The following is a 22,526-nucleotide window of genomic DNA, read 5'->3' on the forward strand; positions in this document are numbered from 1 at the left end:
CCGCGCTCAAACGAGCTGGCCGTGGCAGTTCTTGTACTTCTTGCCGCTGCCGCAGGGGCAGGGGTCGTTGCGGCCGACCCGCGGCACCTCGTCCGCCAGCGCGTGGCGGTCGCCACCCGTGGCCGATTCGACCTCCACGTCGCCGCTGTCGGAGGGCGCCTGGTAGGTCACATGGCTGATGTTTTCCGCGCGGCTTTCCATCGCCTCGGCGGCTTCGCCGATCTGTTCGGACGACTGCACCTGCACGGTCATCAGCACGCGCGTGACCTCGGCCTTGACCGCATCGAGCAGCTGCCCGAAGAGTTCGAAGGCTTCGCGCTTGTACTCCTGCTTCGGCTGCTTCTGCGCATAGCCGCGCAGGTGGATGCCCTGGCGCAGGTAGTCCAGCGCCGCCAGATGCTCGCGCCAGTGCGAGTCGATGCTCTGCAGCAGGATCACCCGCTCGAACTGGGTGAACTGCTCGCCGCCGACCATCGCGATCTTGGCGCGGAAGGCTTCGTCAGCCGCGGCCAGCACCTTCTCCAGGATGTCCTCGTCGCTGATGGCGCTCGATGCCTCCACCTGCTTGCGCAGCTGCAGCGCCAGCTGCCACTCTTCGGCCAGCGTCTTCTCCAGGCCCGCCAGGTCCCACTGCTCTTCGACCGACTCGGCCGGCACGTACTGGCGCACGACGTCGGTGAAGGTGCTGGTGCGCAGGCCGTCGATCTGCGCCGTTAGGTCCTGCGCGTCGAGGATCTCGTTGCGCTGCTGGTAGATCACCTTGCGCTGGTCGTTGGAGACGTCGTCGTACTCGAGCAGCTGCTTGCGCATGTCGAAGTTGCGGGCTTCCACCTTGCGCTGCGCGCTCTCGATGCTGCGGGTGACGATGCCGGCCTCGATCGCCTCGCCGTCGGGCATCTTGAGCCGCTCCATGATGGACCGCACCCGGTCGCCGGCGAAGATGCGCATCAGCGCATCGTCCAGGCTCAGGTAGAAGCGCGAGGAGCCCGGATCGCCCTGCCGGCCCGACCGGCCGCGCAGCTGGTTGTCGATGCGCCGGCTCTCGTGGCGTTCGGTCGCGATGATGCGCAGGCCGCCCTGTGCGGTGACGAACGCATGGTCCTTCTCCCACTGCGCGCGCGCTTCGGCGAGGCGCTGCTGCTTCGTCGCGTCGTCGAGGGTCTCGTCGGCCTCGATCGCCTTGGTGGTGTTCTCCAGGCTGCCGCCCAGCACGATGTCGGTGCCGCGACCGGCCATGTTGGTCGCGATCGTGATCATCTTCGGCCGGCCGGCCTGGGCCACGATGTCGGCTTCGCGGGCGTGTTGCTTGGCGTTGAGCACCTGGTGCGGCAGCCCTTCCTTGTTGAGCAGCTCGTCGATGATTTCGGAGTTCTCGATCGAGGTCGTGCCCACCAGCACCGGCTGGCCACGTTCATAGCATTCGCGGATGTCCTGGATCGCCGCCTCGTACTTCTCCCGCGTGGTCTTGTAGACGCGGTCGAGCTGATCCTGGCGCTTGCTCGGCCGATTCGGCGGGATGACGATGGTCTCCAGGCCGTAGATTTCCTGGAACTCGTAGGCCTCGGTATCGGCGGTGCCGGTCATGCCGGCGAGCTTGCCATACAGGCGGAAATAGTTCTGGAAGGTGATCGAGGCGAGCGTCTGGTTCTCGGCCTGAATCTGCACGCCTTCCTTGGCTTCGACGGCCTGGTGCAGCCCTTCGCTCCAGCGGCGGCCGGCCATCAGGCGACCGGTGAATTCGTCGACGATGACGATCTCGCCGCCCTGCACCACGTAGTGCTGGTCGCGGTGGTACAGGTGGTGCGCCCGCAGCGATGCGTACAGGTGGTGCATCAGGGAGATGTTGGACGGATCGTAGAGCGACGCGCCTTCCGGCAGCAGGCCCTGCGCCGCGAGGATGCGCTCGGCGGTCTCGTGGCCCTGTTCGGTGAGGAAGACCTGGCGGGTCTTCTCGTCGAGCGTGAAGTCGCCGGGCTTGGTCACGCCTTCCCCGGTGCGCGGATCGGCCTCGCCTTCCTGGCGGGTCAGCAGCGGCGCGACGGCGTTCATCGCGATGTAGGTGGCGGTGTGGTCCTCGGCCTGGCCGCTGATGATCAGGGGCGTGCGGGCCTCGTCGATCAGGATCGAGTCCACTTCGTCGACGATCGCGTACGACAGGCCGCGCTGCACCCGGTCGCCGGTCTCGTAGACCATGTTGTCGCGTAGGTAGTCGAAGCCGTATTCGTTGTTGGTACCGTAGGTGATGTCGGCGCCGTACGCGGCCTGCTTTTCCTCGCGCGGGATGTGCGGCAGGTTGATGCCGACGGTCAGGCCGAGGAAGTTGTAGAGCCGGGCCATCCACTGCGCATCGCGCTGGGCGAGGTAGTCGTTGACCGTGACGACGTGCACGCCCTTGCCGGTGAGGGCGTTCAGGTACACCGGCAGCGTCGCGGTGAGGGTCTTGCCTTCGCCGGTCCGCATCTCGGCGATCTTGCCGTTGTGCAGCGCCATGCCGCCGAGCATCTGCACGTCGAAATGGCGCATCTTCATTACGCGCTTGGAGCCCTCGCGCACCACCGCGAAGGCCTCGGGCAACAGCTTGTCCAGGGTTTCGCCCTTGGCCAGGCGCTGCCGGAACTCTTCCGTCTTGGCCCGCAGCTGCGTGTCGTCGAGCTTCTCGAGCGCGGGCTCCATCGCATTGATGCGCGACACGACACCGCGGTACTGCTTGAGCAGACGATCGTTGCGGCTGCCGAAGAGGGAAGTGAGAAAGTTGGCCATGCATACGGAGCGCCCGGCCGCGATCGCTGCGCGCGGAGCACTCCATCCTCAGAAGGTAAAAGGAATCCGGTCACCACCCGGCGCACCATGCGCCGACAGGACGCACGGCCCGGCCGTACTGCCGCCGAACAAACCCCAAATTTTAGCGCCCGTCCATACGGCCGCCCGGGTGCGGAATAATCGTGGACCGGGGCGCCGCCCTCGTTGCGCCATGTATCGCCGTCACCATCCCGTCACTCTCCTGCAGGCCAGCCGCGCGTCGCCCGGGCTCTCGCGTCTGCTCGACCTCGCACGCGAGTCAGGGGAGCGGCTGCGGGAAGCGGAAACCTTGATCCCGCCGATGCTGCGGCCATCCGTGCAGGCCGGCCCGATCGAAGGCCAGGTGTGGTGCCTGCTGGTGGATACCCCGTCGGCCGCGGCGAAGCTGCGCCAGCTGCTGCCGGCATTGCAGGCGCATCTGCGGACACGGGGACGGGATGTGGAGACGATCCGGCTCAAGGTGCAGGGCCGGCGGCGCTGACGGTGGACGTCGCGCAGGAATGGTGCCGCTTGTCGGAATCGAACTGACGACCTACCGCTTACAAGGCGGGTGCTCTACCAACTGAGCTAAAGCGGCACGGGAAAAACGTATTCTAGCGACGATGCTGGGGGCCTATTTGACGCGCTTGAGCGCCGGGCGCGCACCGCCGGGCGACGGCGGACGCGGCGGCTGGGTGTCGTCCCCGGCCTCGTCCAGGGCTTCGGCGGGCACCGGCGCCGCATCGTCGTCCGCCGGCAGCAGCGAGACGACGCGGTTGTCCGCACCAGCGTCCGCGGCCGGTGCCCTCGCGGCGGCAACAGGCGCATTGCCCGGGACCGCCGCTTCGGCATCGAACAGCGGAAAAGCCATGCCCTGCCCGTTTTCACGCGCATAGATGGCCATGACCCGCCCGATAGGGACCAGGATGTCGCGCGGCGTGCCGCCGAAGCGGGCCTTGAACTCGATGAAGTCGTTGCCGATCTGCAGCGCGCTCGTCGCGTCGTAGCTCACGTTCAGCACGATCTCGCCGTTCTTCACGTATTCGCGCGGCACCTGGACCGAGTCGTCCACCCGCACGGCCACGTACGGGGTGAGTCCGTTGTCCGTGCACCATTCGTACAGGGCACGGATCAGGTACGGCCGGGTCGAGGTCGATTCGAGTGCGTTCATGCCAACCGCCGGGGGGTTACTTGCGCATCACCTTCTCGGACGGCGTCAGCGCCTCGATGTAGGCCGGACGCGAGAAGATGCGTTCGGCGTACTTCAGGAGCGGCGCTGCGTTCTTGCTGAGGTCGATGCCGTAGTAGTCGAGGCGCCAGAGCAGCGGCGCGATCGCGACGTCGAGCATCGAGAAGTTGTCGCCCAGCATGAACTTGTTTTTCAGGAAGACGGGAGCGAGCTGCGTCAGGCGGTCGCGGATGTGGGCGCGGGCCTTCTCCAGCGTCTTCTCGTTGCCCTTGGTGACACGCGATTCCAGTGCGTTGACGTGCACGAAGAGTTCCTTCTCGAAGTTGAGCAGGAACAGGCGCACGCGGGCGCGGTCGACCGGGTCGCCCGGCATCAGCTGCGGATGCGGGAAACGCTCGTCGATGTACTCGTTGATGATGTTCGACTCGTACAGGATCAGGTCACGTTCGACCAGGATCGGCACCTGGCCGTACGGGTTCATCACGTTGATGTCTTCGGGCTTGTTGTAGAGATCGACGTCGCGGATCTCGAAGTCCATGCCCTTCTCGAACAGCACGAAACGGCAGCGGTGGGAGAAGGGACAGGTCGTTCCCGAATAAAGCACCATCATGGCGAGAAGCTCCTAAAGTCAAAAAGAGCGGGCCGTGTCGTGCACACCCGCTCTGTCGAAAAATGCAGCGCGCGACCGCCGCCGCGCGCGATACGGCCGGACCCGTCGGTCAGCGGACGTTCTTCCAGTACGCCGCGTTCAGGCGCCAGGCGAAGATGGTCAGCACGCCGAGGAACAGCAGCACCATCACGCCGACACGGACCCGGGTGTTCTGCGCCGGCTCGGCCATCCACTGCAGGTAGTTGACCAGGTCGCCGATCGACTGCTCGTACTGCAGCGGCGTGAGCGTGCCCGGCGTGACCTGCTGCCAACCGGTGAAGACCTGGGTCTTGTGGCCGTGCGATTCGCGCTCTTCGAACACCGGGCGGCGGTCGCCCTGCAGTTCCCAGAACGGGTTGGGCATACCGACGCTGGGGAACGCGAGGTTATTCCAGCCGGTGGCCTTTGTGTCGTCGCGGTAGAACGTGCGCAGGAAGGTGTAGAGGTAGTCCGGTCCGGTGCCGCCGTGGCCGGCGCGCGAGCGCGAGATCACGGTCAGGTCCGGCGGGTTGGCGCCGAACCATTCCTTGGCCTGGCGCGGGTCGATCGACGACTTCATCGTCTCGCCGACCTTGTCGGTGGTGAACAGCAGGTTGTCCTTGATCTGCTGCTCGGTCAGGCCGATGTCGGTCAGGCGGTTGTAGCGCATGAAGGCAGCCGAATGGCAGCCGATGCAGTAGTTGACGAACAGCTTGGCGCCGTTCTGCAGCGACGCCATGTCGTTGGTGCTGTTCGGCGCCTTGTCCCAGGCGATACCGCCTTCGGCCGCATGGCCCGCGCCCGCCAGCAGGCCGGCGGCTGCGGCCAGGGCCAGCAGCATCTTCTTGATGGTTCCCGTGGTGTTCATCGTGGTTCTTTCTCGGCCGGACTCAGTGCGCGGAGAAGGTGACGCGGTCGGGGACCGGCTTGAACCGGCCTATCCGGCTCCACCAGGGCATCAGCAGGAAGAAGCCGAAGTAGAACAGCGTGCCGACCTGCGAGATGCGCTCGCCGATGGGCGACGGCGGCTGCACGCCCAGATAGGCGAGCACGACGAAGTTCACGACGAAGATGCCGTACATGTACCAGTGCCAATCCGGGCGGTAGCGGATCGAGCGTACCGGGCTGTGGTCCAGCCACGGCAGGAAGAACAGGATCACGACCGCGCCGCCCATGACGACCACGCCCCAGAACTTGGCATCGATCGACAGCATCATGGCGGTCACGCCGAGCGCGACCAGCACGATCAGGCCCTTCAGGAAACCGGCCAGACGGCTCTTGACCGCGGCGAAGACGGCGGCACCCAGCACGCAGGCGATCAGGGCGTACATCATCTCGCTGGTGATCGCGCGCAGCATCGAATAGAACGGCGTGAAGTACCAGACCGGCGCGATGTGGTTCGGCGTCTTCAGCGGATCGGCCGGGATGAAGTTGTTGTACTCGAGGAAGTAGCCGCCGGCTTCCGGTGCGAAGAAGATGACCGCGGTGAAGGCCATCAGGAACACGCAGACGCCGAAGAAGTCGTGCACCGAGTAATACGGGTGGAACGGGATGCCGTCGCGCGGGATGCCGTTGGCGTCCAGGTCCTTCTTGATCTCGACGCCGTCGGGGTTGTTGGAGCCGACTTCGTGCAGCGCGATGATGTGCGCGACCACCAGGCCGAGCAGGACCAGCGGCACGGCGATGACGTGGAAGCTGAAGAAGCGGTTGAGCGTCGCGTCGGACACCACGTAGTCGCCGCGGATCAGCAGGGCCAGGTCCGGACCGACGAAGGGGATGGCCGCGAACAGGTTCACGATCACCTGGGCGCCCCAATAGGACATCTGGCCCCAGGGCAGCAGGTAGCCCATGAAGGCTTCGGCCATCAGGCACAGGAAGATCGCGCAGCCGAACACCCAGACCAGTTCGCGCGGCTTGCGGTAGCTGCCGTAGATCAGGCCGCGGAACATGTGCAGGTACACCACCACGAAGAACGCCGAGGCGCCGGTGGAGTGCATGTAGCGGATCAGCCAGCCCCAGGGCACGTCGCGCATGATGTACTCGACCGACGCGAACGCGAGGTTGGCGTCGGGCTTGTAGTGCATCACCAGGAAGATGCCGGTGACGATCTGGATGACCAGCACCAGCAGCGCGAGCGATCCGAAGATGTACCAGATGTTGAAGTTCTTCGGAGCGTAGTACTCGCTCATGTGCTCCCGGTAGAGCTTCGATGCCGGGAACCGGTTGTTCACCCAGTTGCCGAGCTTCGCGCCCATCGGCGCGTTCGGCGAGATTTCCTTGAATTCGGCCATGTCCGTCGTCTCCTCAGGCGCTCTTCTTGTCTTCGCCGATCAGCAGGCGGGTATCGGAGAGGTACATGTGCGGCGGAACCGGCAGGTTGTCCGGCGCGGGCTTGTTCTTGAAGACGCGGCCGGCCATGTCGAAGGTCGAGCCGTGGCACGGGCAGAGGAAGCCGCCCTGCCAGTCGTCCGGCAGCGAGGGCTGAGGGCCGGCGACGAACTTGTCGATCGGGGAGCAGCCAAGGTGGGTGCAGATGCCGACCACGACCAGCACGTCCTTCTTGATGGAACGGCCTTCGTTGCGGGCGTATTCGGGGGTGAACTCGTCCGGATGGCGCTCGGACTTCGGATCGGCGAGCTGGCCGTCGAGCTTGGGCAGTTCGGCGATCTGGGCGGCGGTGCGCTTCAGGATCCAGACGGGCTTGCCCCGCCATTCCACGGTGATCTTCTCGCCCGGCTGCAGCGCCGAGATGTCGACCTCCACCGCAGCACCGGCGGCCTTGGCGCGTTCGGACGGCTGGAAGGTACTGACGAACGGGATGGCGGTCGCCACGCCGCCGACTGCGCCCGCACAGCTCGACGCGATGAGCCACGTTCTTTTGCTGCTGTCGATGCGGGAAGCGCCGACTAGAGATTCACTCATGGAAATCCTCGATGATCATCGCTTGATTGGGGTCAACCGGCGATTGTAGCGGACCGTATCCGGCGCCTCCAAGGGTCTCGGGGCGGGCGGCAGGCGCGATACTGCGGACCCTTCATCACTCGATCCGGGACCGTCCATGGGCATGCTGCAGGAATTCAAGACCTTCGCCATGAAGGGCAACGTCATCGACCTGGCGGTCGGCGTGATCATCGGCGGCGCCTTCGGCAAGATCGTCGATTCGCTGGTGAACGACGTGATCATGCCGGTGGTGGGACTGGTGTTCGGCAAGCTGGATTTCTCCAGCCTGTTCCTCGTGCTCGGCACGATCCCGGCCGGCGTGCCGCGCACGCTGGCGGACCTGAAGAAGGCCGGCGTCCCGGTGCTGGCGTACGGCAACTTCATCACCGTCGCAGTCAATTTCGCGATCCTGGCGTTCGTGATCTTCCTGATGGTGAAGCAGATCAACCGGCTGCGGCGCAAGGACGATGCGGCACCGCCGCCCGCCCCGGCGGCGACGCCCGAGGACATCGTGCTGCTGCGCGAGATCCGCGACAGCCTGCAGAAGCCGCGCGTGCTCTGACGCTCCTCTTTTCATAGCTGCCAGCGCAGGCGGGACGGGCGCTGGCGCCCGAAAACCTCACGCACCTGCCAGCCGGCGCGCCATCTTCACCGCCGCCAGCAGGCTCGCCGGATCGGCGCGACCGCTGCCGGCGAGGTCGAACGCAGTGCCGTGGTCCGGACTGGTGCGGACCAGCGGCAGGCCGAGCGTCACGTTCACGCCCTGCTCCACGCCCAGGTACTTGACCGGGATCAGCCCCTGGTCGTGGTACATCGCGATCACCGCGTCGAAGGCGCCGGGCAGACCGCCGGCTGGCGCGCGGGCCCGCATGAAGACCGTGTCGGGCGCATAGGGGCCGCGGGCGTCGATGCCCTCGGCCTGCGCCGCGGCGATCGCCGGCGCGATGACCTCGATCTCCTCGCGACCGAACAGGCCGCCCTCCCCCGCATGCGGATTGAGCCCGGCCACCGCCAGCCGCGGCGGGTGGCCGAGCAGCGGGGTGAGCGCGGCATGCGCGATGCGCAGCGTGCCCAGCAGCCGCGGCACGGTCAGCGCGTCGATCGCGTCGCGCAGCGCCATGTGGATGCTGACCAGCACGGTGCGCAGTTCGTCGTTGGCCAGCATCATGCGGACCGGCACCTCCGCCACCGGCCGGCCGAGGAAGGCCGCCGCCTCGGCCTGCAGCAGTTCGGTGTGGCCGGGAAAGTCGACGCCGGCGGCGGCCAGCGCCTCCTTGTGCAGCGGCGCGGTGACCACCGCCGCCACCTCCCGGCGCAGCGCGGCACGCGCGGCCCAAACCACCGCCTCAGCCGCCTGCCGGCCGCCTTCGGCCGAAATCCGGCCCCAGGGCACCTCTTCGCGGGCCTGTACCACCGGCAGCACCGGGATACAGCGCGGCGGCACGTCCGCCGCCTCGGCGGGCGCGCCGAGCACCGCGACCGGGATCGACGGCCCGCGCCCGGCGATGCAGGCGGCCGCGCGGCGCATCACCGCCACGTCGCCGACCACTACGCAGTGGCGCAGGTCGTCGGGCGCGTCGCGGAACAGGCGGGCGACGATCTCGGGGCCGATGCCGGCCGGATCGCCGGCGGTGATCGCCAGCGGCAGCGGAGCGGGTGCGCGGCTCATGCCGGGTTGTCGATGTCGACGAAGGTATGCCGCAGCCCGCAGTCGGCCGCCACCCGGCCCGCCACTGCCGGCGCGCCGTAGCGTTCGCTGGCATGGTGGCCGCAGGCGACGAAGGCGACGCCCAGTTCGCGGGCGTAGTGGGCCTGCGGCTCCGAGATTTCGCCGGTGACGAACGCATCGGCACCGGCCGCGATCGCGGCCTCGAAGAAGCCCTGTGCGCCGCCGGTGCACCACGCTACTCTTTTAATAGCACCTCGCGCAGGATCCACCAGCGTCACCGGCCGATCCACGCCCGATTCGACATGCCGCGCGAGCGCCGCCGCATCGGGAAAGTCGGCGTCGCCGATGCAGCCCAGGTCCTGCTCGCCGAAATGCGCGTCGGCGGTCCAGCCCAGGCGGGCGCCGAGCTGTGCGTTGTTGCCCAGCTCGGGGTGCGCGTCCAGCGGCAGGTGGTAGGCGAACAGGCTGATGTCGTGCGCCAGCAGCAGCGCGAGCCGCTGCTTGAGCCAGCCGGTGACGCGCCCGTCGTGGCCGCGCCAGAACAGGCCGTGGTGGACGAACAGCGCATCGGCCCGCAGGTCGATCGCCGCCTCGATCAGCGCGCGGCTGGCGGTGACGCCGGAGACGATGTGGCCGATGCGCTCGCGCCCCTCCACCTGCAGGCCGTTCGGGCCGTAGTCCTTGAAGCGGGCGGGCGACAGCAGCGCGTCGAAGCGGCGCAGCAGCGCATCGCGGTCGGTGGTGGGAGGGGTGGCGACATCCATGTGTCGATTGTTGTCCAGCTGCCGCGCGGCGCGGACGCTGGGGGACAATCGTCCGCATCTCCCCACGATACCTGCCCGCCCCCTCATGAAGCGCACCTGGCTGCTGTTCTCGCAAACCGTCACCGTCGTCCTCGCGGCGTATTTCGTCGTCGCCGTGCTCAAGCCCGACTGGGTCGGCCGGCCGAGCTTCCGCGGCGGCGTGGTGTCGCTGCTGGAGGCGCCGTCCACGCCGGCGGCCGTGCCGGAGCCGGGCAGCCTGTCGGGCGCGGCGAAGAAGGCTTCGCCCGCGGTGGTGAGCATCACGACCAGCAAGGCCGCGCCGCGCCATCCGCGCAGCAACGACCCGTGGTTCCGCTTCTTCTTCGGCGACCAAGACCAGGCCCAGCCGCAGGCCGGCCTCGGCAGCGGCGTGATCGTCAGCCCCGACGGCTACATCCTGACCAACAACCACGTCGTGGAGGGTGCCGACGAGATCGAGGTGCTGCTCAACGACAGCCGCCGCGCCCAGGCCAAGGTGATCGGCACCGACCCGGAAACCGACTTGGCGATCCTGCGCATCCAGCTCGACAAGCTACCGATCATCGTGCTGGGCGACTCCGACAAGATCGAGGTCGGCGACAAGGTGCTCGCGATCGGCAACCCGTTCGGCGTCGGCCAGACGGTGACCAGCGGCATCGTCAGCGCGCTCGGCCGCAACCAGCTCGGCATCAACACCTTCGAGAACTTCATCCAGACCGACGCGGCGATCAACCCGGGCAATTCGGGCGGCGCGCTGGTGGACGTGCACGGCAACCTGCTGGGCATCAACACCGCGATCTATTCGCGCTCGGGCGGCAGCATGGGCATCGGCTTCGCGATTCCCGTCTCCACCGCCAAGCGGGTGCTGGAGAGCATCGTGCAGGACGGCCGCGTCACCTACGGCTGGATCGGCGTCGAGCCGGGCGAGCTGACGCCCGAGCTGGCCGAGACCTTCGGGGTGAAGGCGACGCAGGGCGTAATCATCACCGGTGTGCTGCAGTCGGGCCCGGCCGCGCAGGCCGGCATCCGGCCGGGCGACGTGATCGTGCAGGTCGGCGACAAGAAGACGACCAACGTGTCGGAGCTGCTGTCGGCGGTCGCGGCGCTGAAGCCGGGCACGCCGGCACCGTTCTCGCTGGTGCGCGGCGACGGCCCGCTGACGGTACAGCTCACCCCCGGTGTGCGGCCGCCGCGGGCGCGCACTCCGCGGATGCAGCAGGAGTGACAAGCGCGTGCCCCGCGCCCCGAATAAAATCCGCGGCACTTCAGCTCTCGTGTCCAAGGATTTTTTCGTCATGAACGCATTTCCCTTCCAGCGCCGCGCCCTCGTCGCCCTGATGGCCGCCGCCGGCTTCGCCACCGCCGCCCAGGCCGCCGACGTCAAGATCGGCGTCGCCGAAGCCCTGTCCGGCGGTGCCGCGCAGTACGGCGTCGCGATCCGCAACGGCTTCCAGCTGGCGGCCGACGAGATCAATGCCGCCGGCGGTATCAACGGCGACAAGATCGCGCTGGTGATCGAGGACGAGCAGGGCAAGAAGGAAGAGGCGATCAACGTCTTCAAGAAGCTGATCTTCCAGGACAAGGTGCTGATGGTCTTCGGCCCGACGCTGTCGAACTCCGCCCAGGCCGCCGACCCGGTCGCCCAGGCCGCCAAGACGGTCGCCTTCGGTACATCCAACACCGCCGACGGCATCACCTCGATCGGCGACTACGTGTTCCGCAATTCCGTCACCGAGGCCGACGTGCTGCCCGAGACGATCAAGATGGCGGTGAAGAAGGCCGGCGTGAAGAAGGTCGCGGTGCTCTACGGCAACGACGACGTGTTCACCAAGAGCGGCTACGACAACTTCAAGAAGGCCCTCGATGACCTGAAGATCCCGGTCACCACGACCGAGACCTTCGCCAAGGGCGACGTGGACTTCAAGGCCCAGCTGACCAAGATCAAGGCCACCAACCCGGACGCGATCGTGCTGTCGGCCCTGCTCGCCGAAGGCGCGCCGATCATGGTGCAGGCCCGCCAGGTCGGCCTGAACGTGCCGGTGATCGGCGGCAACGGCATGAACTCGACCAAGATCTTCGATCTGGCCAAGGACAAGTCCGACGGCCTGTACGTCGGCAGCCCCTGGTCGGCCTCCAACGACACGCCCGAGAACACCAAGTTCATCAAGGCCTACAGCGCCAAGTACAACATCGCGCCCGACCAGTTCGCCGCCCAGGCCTACGACGCGCTCTACATCGCGGCCCAGGCGATGAAGACGGTGAAGTTCACCGGCAAGCTGCCGGCCGACCGCACCGCGCTGCGCGACGCGCTGCCGAAGGTCAAGTGGACCGGCGCCACCGGCGCGTTCGAGTTCCGCCGCGCCAACGACAAGGCCGGCAAGCCCGCCGGCTACGACGCGCAGCAGAAGCCGATCGTCAGCGTGACGAAGGGCAACCAGTTCGTCATCGAGAAGTAAGCAGGCTCTCGCCATCGCAGGCGGCGCGGTTCTCCGCGCCGCCTTTTGTCTTTTTGCCGGAGCCCCTTCGTGCTTGAACAGCAACTCTTCAATGCCCTGTCGCTCGGGTGCGTCTACGCACTCTTCGCGCTCGGCTTCACCCTCATCTTCGGCGTGCTCGGCGTCATCAACCTGTCGCACGGCGCGGTCTTCATGGTCGGCGCCTACGCGGCGGTCGAGGCGATCACGCTGCTGTCGCTGCCGCTCTGGGCCGGCCTGCTCTTCGCCTTCGTCTTCTGCGGCCTGCTCGGGCTGCTGATCGACGTGCTGGTGCTGCGGCCGCTGCGGGCCCGCAACGCGCCCCACCTGATCCCGATGATCGCGACGATCGGCGTGGCGATCATCCTGAACAACGGCGTGCAGGGCATCTTCGGTGCGCAGAACCTGCGCTTCCCGTCGGGCACCGTGTCGGACGACGCGATCACCTTCGCCGGCCTGCACCTGACCTCGATCGAGCTCGGCATCATCCTGCTGTCGTTCGCGATGATGGCGGTGCTCATGGTGGCGCTGAAGCGCACCCAGCTCGGCCGGGCGCTGCGCGCCATCGCCGAGTCGCCGAAGGCGGCCTACCTGCTGGGCATCAACGTCGAAGGGCTGTTCTTCCTGACCTCGTTCGTCGCGGCGGGCCTCGGCGGCGTGGCGGGCGTGCTGATCGGGCTGTATTCCAACGCGGTGTTCCCGCTGATGGGCCAGCCGATCCTGCACAAGGGCATCGCCGTGATCATCCTGGGCGGCATGGGCGACATCCGCGGCGCGATGCTGGGTGGCCTGTTCCTGGGCTTCGCCGAAGTGCTGTCGGTCGCATACATCGGCTCCAACATGCGCGACGCGGTGGCCTTCGGCCTGCTGTTCCTGGTGCTGCTGGTGCGGCCGAAGGGGCTGTTCGGCACGCTGCAAGAGCGGAAAGTCTGAGGCGCGCCGACATGGAATGGTTCGACAACTTCTGGTCGGTCTACAGCAACCTGGTGCTGACGCTCGGCACCAACGCGCTGCTGGCGCTTTCGATCTGGCTGACGCTCTCCTGCGGCATGCTGGCGATGGCCAACGCCGCCTTCATGGGCATCGGTGCCTATACCTCGGCGCTCGTCACGATGAACGCCGGCCTGCCCTATCCCGTAGCGCTCGTGGTCGGCATGGCGGCCCCGGCGGCGATGGCCTTCGTCATCGGCAAGCCGACGCTGCGGCTGTCGGGCGTGTACCTAGCGATGGCGACGCTCGCCTTCGGCGAGGTGGTGCGCATCGTCGTGCTGAACGCCGAGACCTGGACCGGCGGCGCACTGGGCCTGAACGGCATTCCGCAATCGACCGAGTGGTGGCACGTCGGCCTGGCGCTGGTGCTGGTGCTGGCACTGCTCTGGCGGCTGCGGCATTCGCGCGTCGGCCGCGCCTTCGAGGCGATCAAGGAAGACGAGACCGCCGCCGGCTTGATGGGCATCGACGTGGGCGCGCACAAGATGCTGGCCTTCGTGCTGGGCGCGGCGATCGCCGGCCTGGCGGGCACGCTCAACGCCCACCTGACCTTCTTCATCGGCCCGAACGAATACGGCTTCGACCGCGGCGTGGACATCCTGACGATGGCGATCCTGGGCGGCATCAACAGCCTGTTCGGCCCGGTGCTGGGCGGCATCATCCTGACGGTGCTGCCCGAAGTGCTGCGCGGCTTCAAGGACTTCCGCCTGGTGGTCAACGGCTTCATCCTGGTGCTGATCGTGCTGTTCCTGCCCAAGGGCATCTGGGATCCGGCGCGGGTGCGCCAGTGGTTCAGCGGCGCACGTTCCGCGCAGAAGGGAGCCGCGGCATGAGCGCATCCCTGCAACTGCAATCCGTCTCCCGCCACTTCGGCGGCCTGAAGGTGCTGCAGGACGTCAACCTGACGATCCCGCAGGGCGGCATCTTCGGCCTGATTGGGCCGAACGGCGCCGGCAAGACGACGGTGTTCAACCTGATCACCGGTCTGCTGCCGGTCTCGGGCGGCACCATCACCTTCGACGGGCAGGACCTGGCCGGCCGCAAGCCGCACGAGATCACCCGGCTCGGGCTCGGCCGCACCTTCCAGAACATCCGGCTCTTCAAGGAAATGAGCCTGCTGCAGAACGTGATGGTCGGCATGCACGCCCACCTGCGCTACGGCGCGGGCGGCCTGCTGGCGAGCAGCGGCCGGTTCCGGTCCGAGGAGCAGCGGGCCCGCGACCGGGCACGCGAACTGCTGTCGTGGATGAAGCTCGACCACAAGGCCGAGGAGACCGCCGACAACCTGTCGTACGGCGAGCAGCGCAAGCTGGAGCTCGCGCGGGCGCTGGCCACCGAGCCGAAGCTGCTGCTGCTCGACGAGCCGGTGGCCGGCATGAACAGCAGCGAGAAGACCGAGCTGATGCGCGAGATCCAGGCGATCAGTGCACGCGGCTACACCATTTTCATGATCGAGCACGACATGCGATTCGTCATGGGCCTGTGCCAGGAGATAGCCGTGCTGAACTTCGGCCGCATCATCGCGCAGGGCGGACCCGACGCGATCCGCAACGACCCGCAGGTGATCGAGGCCTACCTGGGCCGCGAGGACGACGAGCCGGAGGCCGCCGGCCCGCACGGCATCGTCACCGACGGCCAGCCGTCGGCGGTGGCGGCCGGCACGGTGCCGACCTCGGTGCCGCAACCGGGAGCGCCGTCATGAGCACTACCCCGTTGCTGAAGGTCGAGGGTCTGCAGGTCAATTTCGGCCATGTCCAGGCGGTCAAGGGCATCGACTTCGCCCTGCACGAAGGCCGGATCACCACGCTGGTCGGGGCCAACGGCGCCGGCAAGTCGACCACGCTGCTGGCGCTGTCGGGCCTGGTGAAGAAGGCGGCCGGCACGGTCACCTTCGACGGCCGCGACCTCACCGGCCTGGCGCCGCACCGCATCGTGCAGAGCGGCGTGGTGCAGGTCGCCGAGGGCCGCGCCACGCTCACTACCCTCACGGTGCGCGAGAACCTGGAGCTCGGCGCCTACACCCGCAGCGACCGCGGCGAGCGGGCGAAGGACCTGGACTATGTCTACGGCCTGTTCCCACGGCTCGCCGAACGGGCCGACGGCCTGGCCGGCAACCTGTCGGGCGGCGAGCAGCAGATGCTCGCGATCGGCCGGGCGCTGATGGCGCGGCCGCGGGTGCTGCTGCTCGACGAGCCGTCGATGGGCCTGGCGCCGATCATCGTGCAGGACATCTTCCGCACGCTGCGCACCATCAACCAGGCCGGCCTGACGATCTTCCTGGTCGAGCAGAACGTACGGCAGGCGCTGAAGATCGCCGACTACGGCTACGTGATCGAGACCGGCAGGATCGTGCTGGCCGACAGCGGTGCGGCCCTGCTCGGCAATCCGAAGGTGCAGGAGGCGTACCTGGGCAGCGGCCACTGACGCTCCCAAAACCATAGCGGCTCACGCAGGTCCCGCCTGCGTGAGCCGCTTTTTTTATGCCTGGAATTAGGTTCAGGAAGCGCTGTCGGCCGGTGCCGCCGCGTCCTCGGGCGCCTTGGTGTGCTTGATGAAGATCCGCGCCGCCCAGATGCCCACCTCGTACAGGATGCACATCGGGATCGCCAGCGACAGCTGCGACACCACGTCCGGCGGCGTGACGATCGCCGCGATGATGAAGGCGCCGACGATGAAATAGCCGCGGAACGCCTTCAGCTTCTCGATGCTGACGATGCCGAGTCGTGCCAGCACCACCACCGCGATCGGCACCTCGAACGCGATGCCGAAGGCGAGGAACATGGTCAGCACGAAGCTCAGGTATTCCTCGATGTCCGGCGCCGGCGTGATGCTCTTGGGCGCGAAGCTCTGGATGAAGGCGAACACCTTGCCGAAGACGAAGAAGTAGCAGAACGCCACGCCGATGAAGAACAGCACGGTGGACGACACCACCAGCGGCATCACCAGCTTCTTCTCGTGCGAATACAGGCCCGGCGCGACGAAGGCCCAGACCTGGTAGAGCACCACCGGCAGCGCCATCAGGAAGGCCGCCATGAACAGGATCTTCAGCGGCACCATGAACGGCGAGATCACCGAGGTGGCGATCAGCGTGGCGCCGGCTGGCAGGTGCTGGACCAGCGGTGCGGCCAGCAGGTCGTAGAGCGGCCCGGGGCCGGGGTAGAAGAACAGGGCACCGGCGCAGACGGCCACGGCGATCAGCGCCTTGACCAGCCGGTCGCGCAGCTCCATGAGGTGCTCGACGAAAGGCTGTTCGGTGCCGGCGAGTTCGTCGTCGCGTGAGGATTCGGACATGGGGCGGGAGGTGCGCGCGGCGTGGCCACGGGGCCCGCGCCGATGGGAAAAAGGATCAGGAGGCCTTGCGGGGGCGGTAGCGGGCCACGCGGGCGGCGCCCGACAGGGCCTTGGTGCGGATGCCGTTGCGGGCCTTGTACCACTGCGGCGTGGCGCCCTGCTTCAGCCGCCAATTCTTCCGCGGATGGCGGTATTCAGGATAGGTCACCGGCGCCACGAAGGATTCGCCGGCCGTCGTGGTCGATTCCGAAGCGCCAACGTCGGTGGACGACCAGCTCTTCTCGAAGTCGCTCGCATGGGTCTGGACCGAGGCGTGCACGTCGCGTGCGGCGCCTTCCATCGTGTCCTTCATCTTGCGCAGCTCGTCGAGCTCCATCGACCGGTTGACTTCGGCCTTGACGTCGGCGACGTAGCGCTGCGCCTTGCCAAGCAGCGTGCCGACCGTGCGGGCGACCTTCGGCAGCTTCTCCGGGCCGATGACGATCAGCGCCACCGCGCCGATCAGCGCCATCTTCGAGAGACCGATGTCGATCACGTGCCGGACTCCGCCTGGGTCTGCCGCATCACGAGCGGTTCTTGGCCTCGACGTCGATCGGCGCCTTGTCCACCGTCGCCTGCGTGTGGGCGACCGGTGCGACCGGCACTTCGGGCTTGGCATCGGCCGAACCGTCCTTCATGCCGTCCTTGAAGCCCTTCACGGCGCCGCCCAGGTCGGAACCCATGTTCTTGAGCTTCTTGGTGCCGAACACCATGACCACGATCAGCAGCACGATCAGCCAGTGCCAGATGGAAAACGAACCCATGGATCTCTCCTAACGTAGGGGTGGTGATTCTAGGGCGCCGCCATGCCGCGGCCGCCCGTCCGGGCAGTATTACCCCTTGGCCCAGGGGCGCGGGCCGCCCATGACATGCACATGGAGATGGTGGACCTCCTGCCCGCCCTCGTCGCCGGTGTTCACCACGACCCGGAAGCCGCCGTGGGGATAGGGGTTGCAGCCCTGCTCCAGCGCCAGCTTCGGCGCCAGCACCAGGATGCGGCCGAGCAGCGCCTGGTGCGCCTCGGTCGCCTGCGCGAGGGACGGGATGTGCGCCTTCGGCACGATCAGGAAATGCACCGGCGCATGCGGGTGGATGTCGTGGAAGGCGTAGAGCTCGTCGTCCTCGTAGACCTTGCGCGACGGGATCTGCCCCGCTATGAGCTTGCAGAAGATGCAGTTCGGATCAGAGGACACGCGACGCCTCCACGGGCTGGTGGCGGTTCATCCGCACCATGCCGAGCACGATGCGATAGAGGAACCAGATCGAGATGACCCCCCAGGCGATCCAGCCGGGGGCGATGAGCAGCAGCCACAGCGGCGCGGTCAGGATGTAGAGCACCGCGGCCCAGAGCACCGACCGGATCCGCCAGCGGAAGTGCGAGGCCTGCCAAGTGCCTTCGGCATCGCCGCGCTTGACCAGGTCGAGCACCAGCGCCACCAGCAGCACCGCGATGGAGACCTGTGCACCCGGAATGACGGCTGCGACGGCCACGACGAGGTGCAGCAGGTAGCTGATCCAGCCGACGGTCAGCAGCGACTGGTCGGCAGCGGCATAGGGCGGCGGCACCTGCGGCGGTGCGGCGAGCGGCGGGCGGTCGTCGGGGTGCATCGGTGCGGGCTCCTTTCGGCGGTTGATCAAGCGCTGAGGCGGGATGTGCGGATTCAGCGCGGCGTTTCGGCGGCGGCACGCTCCTGCGCCTTGCGCAGGGCCTTTTCCTCGATGCCGCTGGTGCCGGCACGGCGCTCCAGTTCGGCGATCACGTCGGCCGGCGACAGCCCGTAATGGGCCAGCGCGACCATCGAGTGGAACCACAGGTCGGCGACCTCGTAGACGATCTTGCCGGCGTCGCCGCCGTGGTCGGCGTCCTTGGCGGCCATCACCACCTCGGTCGCCTCCTCGCCGATCTTCTTCAGGAACGCGTCCGGGCCCTTGTGCAGCAGGCGGGCGACATAGCTGCTGTCGGGGTCGCCGCCGCGGCCGGGCTTGCGGCTCTCGATCGTCGCGGCCAAGCGCGCCAGCGCATCCTGGGACAGGGGGGAAACATCGCTCATGCCGGTCATTTGTAGATGGATTCGGGATCTTTCAACACCGGATCGACCGGCGTCCAGGCGCCATCCTGCAGCACGCTGTAGAAACAGCTGTGACGGCCGGTATGGCAGGCGATGCCGGGCGTGTGCCCCTGCTGGGTCACTTTGAGCAGCACCACGTCGTTGTCGCAGTCGAGCCGGATCTCGTGCACCGTCTGCACATGGCCCGAGTCCTCGCCCTTGAACCACAGCCGGTTGCGCGACCGGCTGAAATAAACCGCCCGCTGCAGCTCCGCGGTCTTCGCGAGCGCCTCGCGGTTCATCCAGGCGAACATCAGGACATCGTTGCTGCCCTGCTCCTGCGCGATCACGGGCACCAGCCCCTGCGCATCCCATTTCACGTCGTCGAGCCAAGTCATGCGGCGATTGTCCGCGAACTGGAACAGGCGGCCCGCTGACCCTGCCTTCCCGCGAGATGCCGCGGATCCGGCTGTGCCGGGCCGCCCCGGCCGGGGGCGAGTTAAAGCCTGACGGGGATGCCCCGCTCCGCCATGCGGGCCTTGGCCTCGCCGACCGTGTGCTGGCCATAGTGGAAGATGCTGGCCGCCAGCACCGCGTCGGCGCCGCCCTGCTGCACGCCGTCGGCCAGATGGTCGACGTTGCCGACGCCGCCGGAGGCGATCACCGGCACCGGCACCGCATCGGCCACCGCCCGGGTGAGGGCCAGGTCGAAGCCGATCTTGGTGCCGTCGCGGTCCATGCTGGTTAGCAGGATCTCGCCGGCGCCCATCTGCGCCATGCGCGTGGCCCAGGCGACCGCATCGAGGCCGGTGTTCTTGCGGCCGCCGTGGCTGTAGACGTCCCAGCCCGCGCCGCGGGCTTCGGCATCCTCGCCGGTGCGGCGCTTGGCGTCGATCGCGACGACGATGCACTGCGCGCCGTAGCGGGCCGATGCGTCGGCGATCACCTGCGGGTTCGCGATCGCGGCCGAATTGAAGCGGGTCTTGTCGGCGCCGGCGTTCAGCAGCCGGCGCACGTCCTCGACCGTGCGCACGCCGCCGGCGACGGTCAGCGGGATGAACACTTTCGACGCGACCGCCTCGATGATCGGCAGGATCAGGTCGCGCTCGTCGCTGGTGGCGGTGATGTCGAGGAAGGTGAGTTCGTCGGCGCCCTGGTCGTTGTAGCGGGCGGCGATCTCCACCGGATCGCCGGCGTCGCGCAGTTCGAGGAAGTTGACGCCCTTGACGACGCGGCCGCCGGTGACGTCGAGGCAGGGAATGATGCGTTTGGCGAGCATGGCGGTCGGGCCGGAGGGCCGGTCGGTGTCGGTGGAAAAGAAAAGGAACGCGCCGCGGCCGGCGTCAGGCGGGCAGCACCCGCAGCCGCTGGGCGCCCTGCCAGGCGTCGCCGGGTGCGAGCCGGGCCGGCGTGTCGATCGCCGCGGCCTCGACGCAAAGCATGTCCCGCCAGCCGTCGGGCGGCATGTCGGCCAGGCGCGCGCAGAGGTCGGGGCCGGGATTCCAGACGACGGTTTCGGTGAAGACCGGGTCCTGCGCGATCTCCAGCGTGCCACGCGGCTCGGCCATGCGCAGCGGTGCGCGGCGGGCAGCGTGGACGCGGTCGGTCTCGGTGCCGAAGCCGAGCGGCTCGGCGGCGCGGGCCGGTTCGGCCGCATGGCGCACGTCGCGCACCGCATCCCAGAAGGCTGCGCCGCCCAGGCCGTGCAGCCGGGTTGCGCAGACGTCGGCGGTGCGCAGGTAGCTGTGCAGCGCGAGGGTGAAATCGAACGCATCGGCGCCGGTGTTGCACACGTGGAAGGCGATCTCGAGGCTGCTGGGCGCGAGCGTGACCGTCAGCCGAGCTGCGAAGCCGTGCGGCCACAGGGCGCGGGTGGCGTCGCTGTCGTGCAGGACGAAGACGGCGCGGGCGGCATCGTCCGGCAGGTCGGCCACCGCATCCTCGGGCGCCAGCGTCCACGGCAGGTTGCGTGCAAAGCCGTGCTTCGGCAGCGGGCCGCGCTGATTGAACTGCGGGAAGCACACCGGCACGCCGCCGCGGATCGCGGCCTGGCCGTCGAACACCGCGCGCGGGCTGAGGTACAGGCGCTCGGCGCCGTCGGCGGTGGTCCAGGACAGCACCTGGGCGCCGTGCAATGCGACGGTGGCGGTGTCGCCTGCGGGCAGCGCGAGCCGGATGCAGGGCTGGCCGTGCAGCGTGACGGCCGTCGGGGTCGTCGAGGGGGGCGGCACCGACGCCGCCTAGCCGGCGAGTTCGTCGGCGCGCGCCTGGGCGGCCGCGAAATCCAGGTCGCCCGAGTAGATCGCGCGGCCGCAGATCACGCCTTCGACGCCTTCCGATTCGACCGCGCACAGGCCGTCGATGTCGGCCATGTTGGACAGGCCGCCCGAGGCGATCACCGGAATGGTGAGTGCCTGCGCGAGCTTGACGGTCGCGTCGATGTTGATGCCCGACAGCATGCCGTCGCGGCCGATGTCGGTGTAGATGATCGACTCGACGCCCCAGTCCTCGAACTTCTTGGCCAGGTCGACCACCTCGTGGCCGGTGAGCTTGCTCCAGCCGTCGGTGGCGACCTTGCCGTCCTTGGCGTCGAGGCCGACGATGATGTGGCCGCCGAAGGCGCTGCAGGCGTCCTTCAGGAAGCCGGGGTTCTTCACCGCGGCGGTGCCGATGATCACGTAGCGCAGGCCGCCGTCGATGTACTTCTCGATCGTGTCGAGGTCGCGGATGCCGCCGCCGAGCTGTACCGGGATGTCGTCGCCGACGGCCTTCAGGATCGACTTGATCGCCGCGGCGTTCTGGGGCTTGCCGGCGAAGGCGCCGTTCAGGTCCACCAGGTGCAGGCGGCGGGCGCCCTGCTCCACCCACTTCAGGGCCATCGCGGCCGGGTCTTCGCCGAAGGTGGTCGATTGGTCCATGTCGCCTTGCTTGAGGCGGACGCAGTGACCGTCTTTCAGGTCGATCGCAGGAATGAGGAGCATGGTTGCCGAAGCCAGCAGTGGAACGGGTGGGGAGAAAGAATCAGGGATTCCAGGAGAGGAAATTGCGGTAGAGCGCGAGGCCCTGCGCGGCGCTCTTTTCCGGGTGGAACTGCGTCGCAAAAATGTTATCGCGGGCGATGGCCGCGGTAAAGCGCGCACCGTAGTCGGCTTCGCCCACGCTGTGGCGGGTGTGGGTCGGGCGCGCGTAGAAGCTGTGCACGAAATAGAAGTACGCGTCGTCGGGCACGCCCTGCCAGACCGGGTGGGGCTGCGCCTGGCGCACCTGGTTCCAGCCCATCTGCGGCACCTTGAACCGGCTGCCGTCGGCCTGCGTGCGGCCGGCGAGGTCGAACTTCACCACCTCGCCGGGGATCAGGCCGAGGCCGTCGGTCGGGCCTTCGGCGCTGCGGTCGAGCAGCATCTGCATGCCGACGCAGACGCCGAAGAGCGGCTTCTGCGCCGCGGCTTCCAGCACCGAGGCCTGCAGGCCGGAGTCGGCCAGCTCGCGCATGCAGTCGGGCATGGCGCCCTGGCCGGGCAGCACCACGCGGTCGGCGGCGCGCACGTCCTCGGGATTGCCGGTGACGACCACGGTCCAGCCGGTGCCGGCGGCAGCGGCCTGCACCGCCTGCGAGACCGAGCGCAGGTTGCCCATGCCGTAGTCGACCACGGCGACGATCTTTGCTCCGTTATTCATAGCTGACTGCGCAGGCGGGA

Annotated in this window: 26 protein-coding genes, 1 tRNA gene and 1 pseudogene; 8 read left to right on the plus strand and 20 right to left on the minus strand. The window is 67.9% G+C overall.

The window, feature by feature from the left end; genetic code table 11:
• Positions 1 to 6: 6 nt before the first annotated feature.
• Entirely contained in the window at positions 7 to 2,760 is a 2,754-nt protein-coding gene (gene secA / locus QZ500_RS12560; protein ID WP_295855747.1) for a preprotein translocase subunit SecA, read from the minus strand.
• A gap of 211 nt (positions 2,761 to 2,971) precedes the next feature.
• On the opposite strand from secA, the gene QZ500_RS12565 reads away from it, so the two are divergent.
• Positions 2,972 to 3,280, plus strand: a complete 309-nt coding sequence (locus tag QZ500_RS12565) for a DciA family protein (RefSeq protein WP_295855748.1) — start codon at positions 2,972 to 2,974, stop codon at positions 3,278 to 3,280.
• Between the two features lie 20 nt (positions 3,281 to 3,300).
• On the opposite strand, the gene QZ500_RS12570 is transcribed toward QZ500_RS12565, so the two are convergent.
• From QZ500_RS12570 to petA, 6 genes are all read right to left on the minus strand, one after another.
• Positions 3,301 to 3,376 (minus strand) — tRNA-Thr (locus QZ500_RS12570).
• A gap of 36 nt (positions 3,377 to 3,412) precedes the next feature.
• On the minus strand, positions 3,413 to 3,949 hold the full coding sequence (locus tag QZ500_RS12575) for a ClpXP protease specificity-enhancing factor (protein WP_295855749.1): 537 nt from the start codon (positions 3,947 to 3,949) through the stop codon (positions 3,413 to 3,415).
• 16 nt (positions 3,950 to 3,965) lie between these two features.
• Positions 3,966 to 4,577: a glutathione S-transferase N-terminal domain-containing protein gene (locus QZ500_RS12580; protein ID WP_295855750.1), complete on the minus strand. Its 612-nt coding sequence runs from the start codon at positions 4,575 to 4,577 to the stop codon at positions 3,966 to 3,968.
• Between the two features lie 109 nt (positions 4,578 to 4,686).
• The gene (locus tag QZ500_RS12585) at positions 4,687 to 5,445 is read right to left on the minus strand and encodes a cytochrome c1 (RefSeq protein WP_295855814.1); all 759 of its coding nucleotides are present in this window, start codon (positions 5,443 to 5,445) and stop codon (positions 4,687 to 4,689) included.
• Between the two features lie 40 nt (positions 5,446 to 5,485).
• Complete coding sequence (locus QZ500_RS12590) at positions 5,486 to 6,886, minus strand: cytochrome bc complex cytochrome b subunit (protein WP_295855751.1); 1,401 nt, start codon at positions 6,884 to 6,886, stop codon at positions 5,486 to 5,488.
• Positions 6,887 to 6,899: 13 nt separating this feature from the next.
• Positions 6,900 to 7,517 carry a ubiquinol-cytochrome c reductase iron-sulfur subunit gene (petA, locus tag QZ500_RS12595; RefSeq protein WP_295855752.1) on the minus strand — a complete coding sequence of 206 codons (618 nt, stop codon included), beginning with the start codon at positions 7,515 to 7,517 and terminating at the stop codon, positions 6,900 to 6,902.
• A 136-nt stretch (positions 7,518 to 7,653) separates the two neighbouring features.
• On the opposite strand from petA, the gene mscL reads away from it, so the two are divergent.
• Entirely contained in the window at positions 7,654 to 8,097 is a 444-nt protein-coding gene (gene mscL / locus QZ500_RS12600; RefSeq protein ID WP_295855753.1) for a large conductance mechanosensitive channel protein MscL, read from the plus strand.
• Positions 8,098 to 8,154: 57 nt separating this feature from the next.
• Here the strand turns inward: mscL and pdxA are convergent, their stop codons facing one another.
• Both pdxA and QZ500_RS12610 read right to left on the minus strand, forming a co-directional pair.
• Positions 8,155 to 9,204: a 4-hydroxythreonine-4-phosphate dehydrogenase PdxA gene (pdxA, locus tag QZ500_RS12605; RefSeq protein WP_295855754.1), complete on the minus strand. Its 1,050-nt coding sequence runs from the start codon at positions 9,202 to 9,204 to the stop codon at positions 8,155 to 8,157.
• On the minus strand, positions 9,201 to 9,968 hold the full coding sequence (locus QZ500_RS12610) for a Nif3-like dinuclear metal center hexameric protein (protein ID WP_295855755.1): 768 nt from the start codon (positions 9,966 to 9,968) through the stop codon (positions 9,201 to 9,203). The genes pdxA and QZ500_RS12610 overlap by 4 nt, the downstream gene beginning before the upstream one ends.
• Positions 9,969 to 10,053: 85 nt before the next feature.
• On the opposite strand from QZ500_RS12610, the gene QZ500_RS12615 reads away from it, so the two are divergent.
• The 6 genes and pseudogenes from QZ500_RS12615 (at position 10,054) to QZ500_RS12640 (ending at position 15,874) form a co-directional block, all read left to right on the plus strand.
• Complete coding sequence (locus QZ500_RS12615) at positions 10,054 to 11,211, plus strand: trypsin-like peptidase domain-containing protein (RefSeq protein ID WP_295855756.1); 1,158 nt, start codon at positions 10,054 to 10,056, stop codon at positions 11,209 to 11,211.
• Between the two features lie 112 nt (positions 11,212 to 11,323).
• Positions 11,324 to 12,442 (plus strand): ABC transporter substrate-binding protein, encoded by a 1,119-nt coding sequence (locus tag QZ500_RS12620; RefSeq protein WP_295855815.1) that lies wholly within the window; start codon positions 11,324 to 11,326, stop codon positions 12,440 to 12,442.
• 69 nt (positions 12,443 to 12,511) lie between these two features.
• Positions 12,512 to 13,393 carry a branched-chain amino acid ABC transporter permease gene (locus QZ500_RS12625; RefSeq protein WP_295855757.1) on the plus strand — a complete coding sequence of 294 codons (882 nt, stop codon included), beginning with the start codon at positions 12,512 to 12,514 and terminating at the stop codon, positions 13,391 to 13,393.
• Positions 13,394 to 13,404: 11 nt separating this feature from the next.
• Positions 13,405 to 14,283: a branched-chain amino acid ABC transporter permease gene (locus QZ500_RS12630; protein ID WP_295855758.1), complete on the plus strand. Its 879-nt coding sequence runs from the start codon at positions 13,405 to 13,407 to the stop codon at positions 14,281 to 14,283.
• A pseudogene (locus tag QZ500_RS12635) lies at positions 14,280 to 15,047 on the plus strand (ABC transporter ATP-binding protein); the annotation flags it as partial. The gene QZ500_RS12630 and the pseudogene QZ500_RS12635, both read left to right, overlap by 4 nt.
• Before the next feature lie 101 nt (positions 15,048 to 15,148).
• Positions 15,149 to 15,874, plus strand: coding sequence for an ABC transporter ATP-binding protein (locus QZ500_RS12640; protein ID WP_295855760.1), 726 nt, complete (start codon positions 15,149 to 15,151; stop codon positions 15,872 to 15,874).
• Positions 15,875 to 15,946: 72 nt separating this feature from the next.
• Here the strand turns inward: QZ500_RS12640 and tatC are convergent, their stop codons facing one another.
• From tatC to hisH, 11 genes are all read right to left on the minus strand, one after another.
• Positions 15,947 to 16,741, minus strand: coding sequence for a twin-arginine translocase subunit TatC (tatC, locus tag QZ500_RS12645; protein WP_295855761.1), 795 nt, complete (start codon positions 16,739 to 16,741; stop codon positions 15,947 to 15,949).
• 55 nt (positions 16,742 to 16,796) lie between these two features.
• The gene (tatB, locus tag QZ500_RS12650) at positions 16,797 to 17,276 is read right to left on the minus strand and encodes a Sec-independent protein translocase protein TatB (RefSeq protein ID WP_295855762.1); all 480 of its coding nucleotides are present in this window, start codon (positions 17,274 to 17,276) and stop codon (positions 16,797 to 16,799) included.
• 28 nt (positions 17,277 to 17,304) lie between these two features.
• Entirely contained in the window at positions 17,305 to 17,544 is a 240-nt protein-coding gene (tatA, locus tag QZ500_RS12655) for a Sec-independent protein translocase subunit TatA (protein WP_295855763.1), read from the minus strand.
• 69 nt (positions 17,545 to 17,613) lie between these two features.
• Positions 17,614 to 17,973, minus strand: a complete 360-nt coding sequence (locus QZ500_RS12660; RefSeq protein WP_295855764.1) for a histidine triad nucleotide-binding protein — start codon at positions 17,971 to 17,973, stop codon at positions 17,614 to 17,616.
• Complete coding sequence (locus QZ500_RS12665; protein WP_295855765.1) at positions 17,963 to 18,388, minus strand: hypothetical protein; 426 nt, start codon at positions 18,386 to 18,388, stop codon at positions 17,963 to 17,965. Before QZ500_RS12665 ends, QZ500_RS12660 begins: the two co-directional genes overlap by 11 nt.
• Before the next feature lie 53 nt (positions 18,389 to 18,441).
• The gene (locus QZ500_RS12670) at positions 18,442 to 18,831 is read right to left on the minus strand and encodes a phosphoribosyl-ATP diphosphatase (protein WP_295855766.1); all 390 of its coding nucleotides are present in this window, start codon (positions 18,829 to 18,831) and stop codon (positions 18,442 to 18,444) included.
• Between the two features lie 5 nt (positions 18,832 to 18,836).
• The gene (gene hisI, locus QZ500_RS12675; RefSeq protein WP_295855767.1) at positions 18,837 to 19,226 is read right to left on the minus strand and encodes a phosphoribosyl-AMP cyclohydrolase; all 390 of its coding nucleotides are present in this window, start codon (positions 19,224 to 19,226) and stop codon (positions 18,837 to 18,839) included.
• A 101-nt stretch (positions 19,227 to 19,327) separates the two neighbouring features.
• Positions 19,328 to 20,107, minus strand: coding sequence for an imidazole glycerol phosphate synthase subunit HisF (gene hisF / locus QZ500_RS12680; protein ID WP_295855768.1), 780 nt, complete (start codon positions 20,105 to 20,107; stop codon positions 19,328 to 19,330).
• Between the two features lie 64 nt (positions 20,108 to 20,171).
• The gene (locus QZ500_RS12685; RefSeq protein WP_295855769.1) at positions 20,172 to 21,059 is read right to left on the minus strand and encodes a D-hexose-6-phosphate mutarotase; all 888 of its coding nucleotides are present in this window, start codon (positions 21,057 to 21,059) and stop codon (positions 20,172 to 20,174) included.
• 9 nt (positions 21,060 to 21,068) lie between these two features.
• Positions 21,069 to 21,809 (minus strand): 1-(5-phosphoribosyl)-5-[(5-phosphoribosylamino)methylideneamino]imidazole-4-carboxamide isomerase, encoded by a 741-nt coding sequence (gene hisA, locus QZ500_RS12690; protein WP_295855770.1) that lies wholly within the window; start codon positions 21,807 to 21,809, stop codon positions 21,069 to 21,071.
• 40 nt (positions 21,810 to 21,849) lie between these two features.
• The gene (hisH, locus tag QZ500_RS12695; RefSeq protein ID WP_295855771.1) at positions 21,850 to 22,506 is read right to left on the minus strand and encodes an imidazole glycerol phosphate synthase subunit HisH; all 657 of its coding nucleotides are present in this window, start codon (positions 22,504 to 22,506) and stop codon (positions 21,850 to 21,852) included.
• Positions 22,507 to 22,526 lie beyond the last annotated feature (20 nt).

It is taken from the genome of uncultured Xylophilus sp. (assembly GCA_913776965.1).
Taxonomy (GTDB): Bacteria; Pseudomonadota; Gammaproteobacteria; order Burkholderiales; family Burkholderiaceae_C; genus Xylophilus.

What these genes read in the sequence shown, in the direction of transcription:
- secA (WP_295855747.1), bottom strand. Translation starts at nt 2,760, where the DNA reads ATGGCCAACTTTCTCACTTCCCTCTTCGGCAGCCGCAACGATCGTCTG.
- QZ500_RS12565 (WP_295855748.1), top strand. Translation starts at nt 2,972, where the DNA reads ATGTATCGCCGTCACCATCCCGTCACTCTCCTGCAGGCCAGCCGCGCG.
- QZ500_RS12575 (WP_295855749.1), bottom strand. Translation starts at nt 3,949, where the DNA reads ATGAACGCACTCGAATCGACCTCGACCCGGCCGTACCTGATCCGTGCC.
- QZ500_RS12580 (WP_295855750.1), bottom strand. Translation starts at nt 4,577, where the DNA reads ATGATGGTGCTTTATTCGGGAACGACCTGTCCCTTCTCCCACCGCTGC.
- QZ500_RS12590 (WP_295855751.1), bottom strand. Translation starts at nt 6,886, where the DNA reads ATGGCCGAATTCAAGGAAATCTCGCCGAACGCGCCGATGGGCGCGAAG.
- petA (WP_295855752.1), bottom strand. Translation starts at nt 7,517, where the DNA reads ATGAGTGAATCTCTAGTCGGCGCTTCCCGCATCGACAGCAGCAAAAGA.
- mscL (WP_295855753.1), top strand. Translation starts at nt 7,654, where the DNA reads ATGGGCATGCTGCAGGAATTCAAGACCTTCGCCATGAAGGGCAACGTC.
- pdxA (WP_295855754.1), bottom strand. Translation starts at nt 9,204, where the DNA reads ATGAGCCGCGCACCCGCTCCGCTGCCGCTGGCGATCACCGCCGGCGAT.
- QZ500_RS12610 (WP_295855755.1), bottom strand. Translation starts at nt 9,968, where the DNA reads ATGGATGTCGCCACCCCTCCCACCACCGACCGCGATGCGCTGCTGCGC.
- QZ500_RS12615 (WP_295855756.1), top strand. Translation starts at nt 10,054, where the DNA reads ATGAAGCGCACCTGGCTGCTGTTCTCGCAAACCGTCACCGTCGTCCTC.
- QZ500_RS12620 (WP_295855815.1), top strand. Translation starts at nt 11,324, where the DNA reads ATGGCCGCCGCCGGCTTCGCCACCGCCGCCCAGGCCGCCGACGTCAAG.
- QZ500_RS12630 (WP_295855758.1), top strand. Translation starts at nt 13,405, where the DNA reads ATGGAATGGTTCGACAACTTCTGGTCGGTCTACAGCAACCTGGTGCTG.
- QZ500_RS12640 (WP_295855760.1), top strand. Translation starts at nt 15,149, where the DNA reads ATGAGCACTACCCCGTTGCTGAAGGTCGAGGGTCTGCAGGTCAATTTC.
- tatC (WP_295855761.1), bottom strand. Translation starts at nt 16,741, where the DNA reads ATGTCCGAATCCTCACGCGACGACGAACTCGCCGGCACCGAACAGCCT.
- tatA (WP_295855763.1), bottom strand. Translation starts at nt 17,544, where the DNA reads ATGGGTTCGTTTTCCATCTGGCACTGGCTGATCGTGCTGCTGATCGTG.
- QZ500_RS12665 (WP_295855765.1), bottom strand. Translation starts at nt 18,388, where the DNA reads ATGCACCCCGACGACCGCCCGCCGCTCGCCGCACCGCCGCAGGTGCCG.
- QZ500_RS12670 (WP_295855766.1), bottom strand. Translation starts at nt 18,831, where the DNA reads ATGAGCGATGTTTCCCCCCTGTCCCAGGATGCGCTGGCGCGCTTGGCC.
- hisI (WP_295855767.1), bottom strand. Translation starts at nt 19,226, where the DNA reads ATGACTTGGCTCGACGACGTGAAATGGGATGCGCAGGGGCTGGTGCCC.
- hisF (WP_295855768.1), bottom strand. Translation starts at nt 20,107, where the DNA reads ATGCTCGCCAAACGCATCATTCCCTGCCTCGACGTCACCGGCGGCCGC.
- hisA (WP_295855770.1), bottom strand. Translation starts at nt 21,809, where the DNA reads ATGCTCCTCATTCCTGCGATCGACCTGAAAGACGGTCACTGCGTCCGC.
- hisH (WP_295855771.1), bottom strand. Translation starts at nt 22,506, where the DNA reads ATGAATAACGGAGCAAAGATCGTCGCCGTGGTCGACTACGGCATGGGC.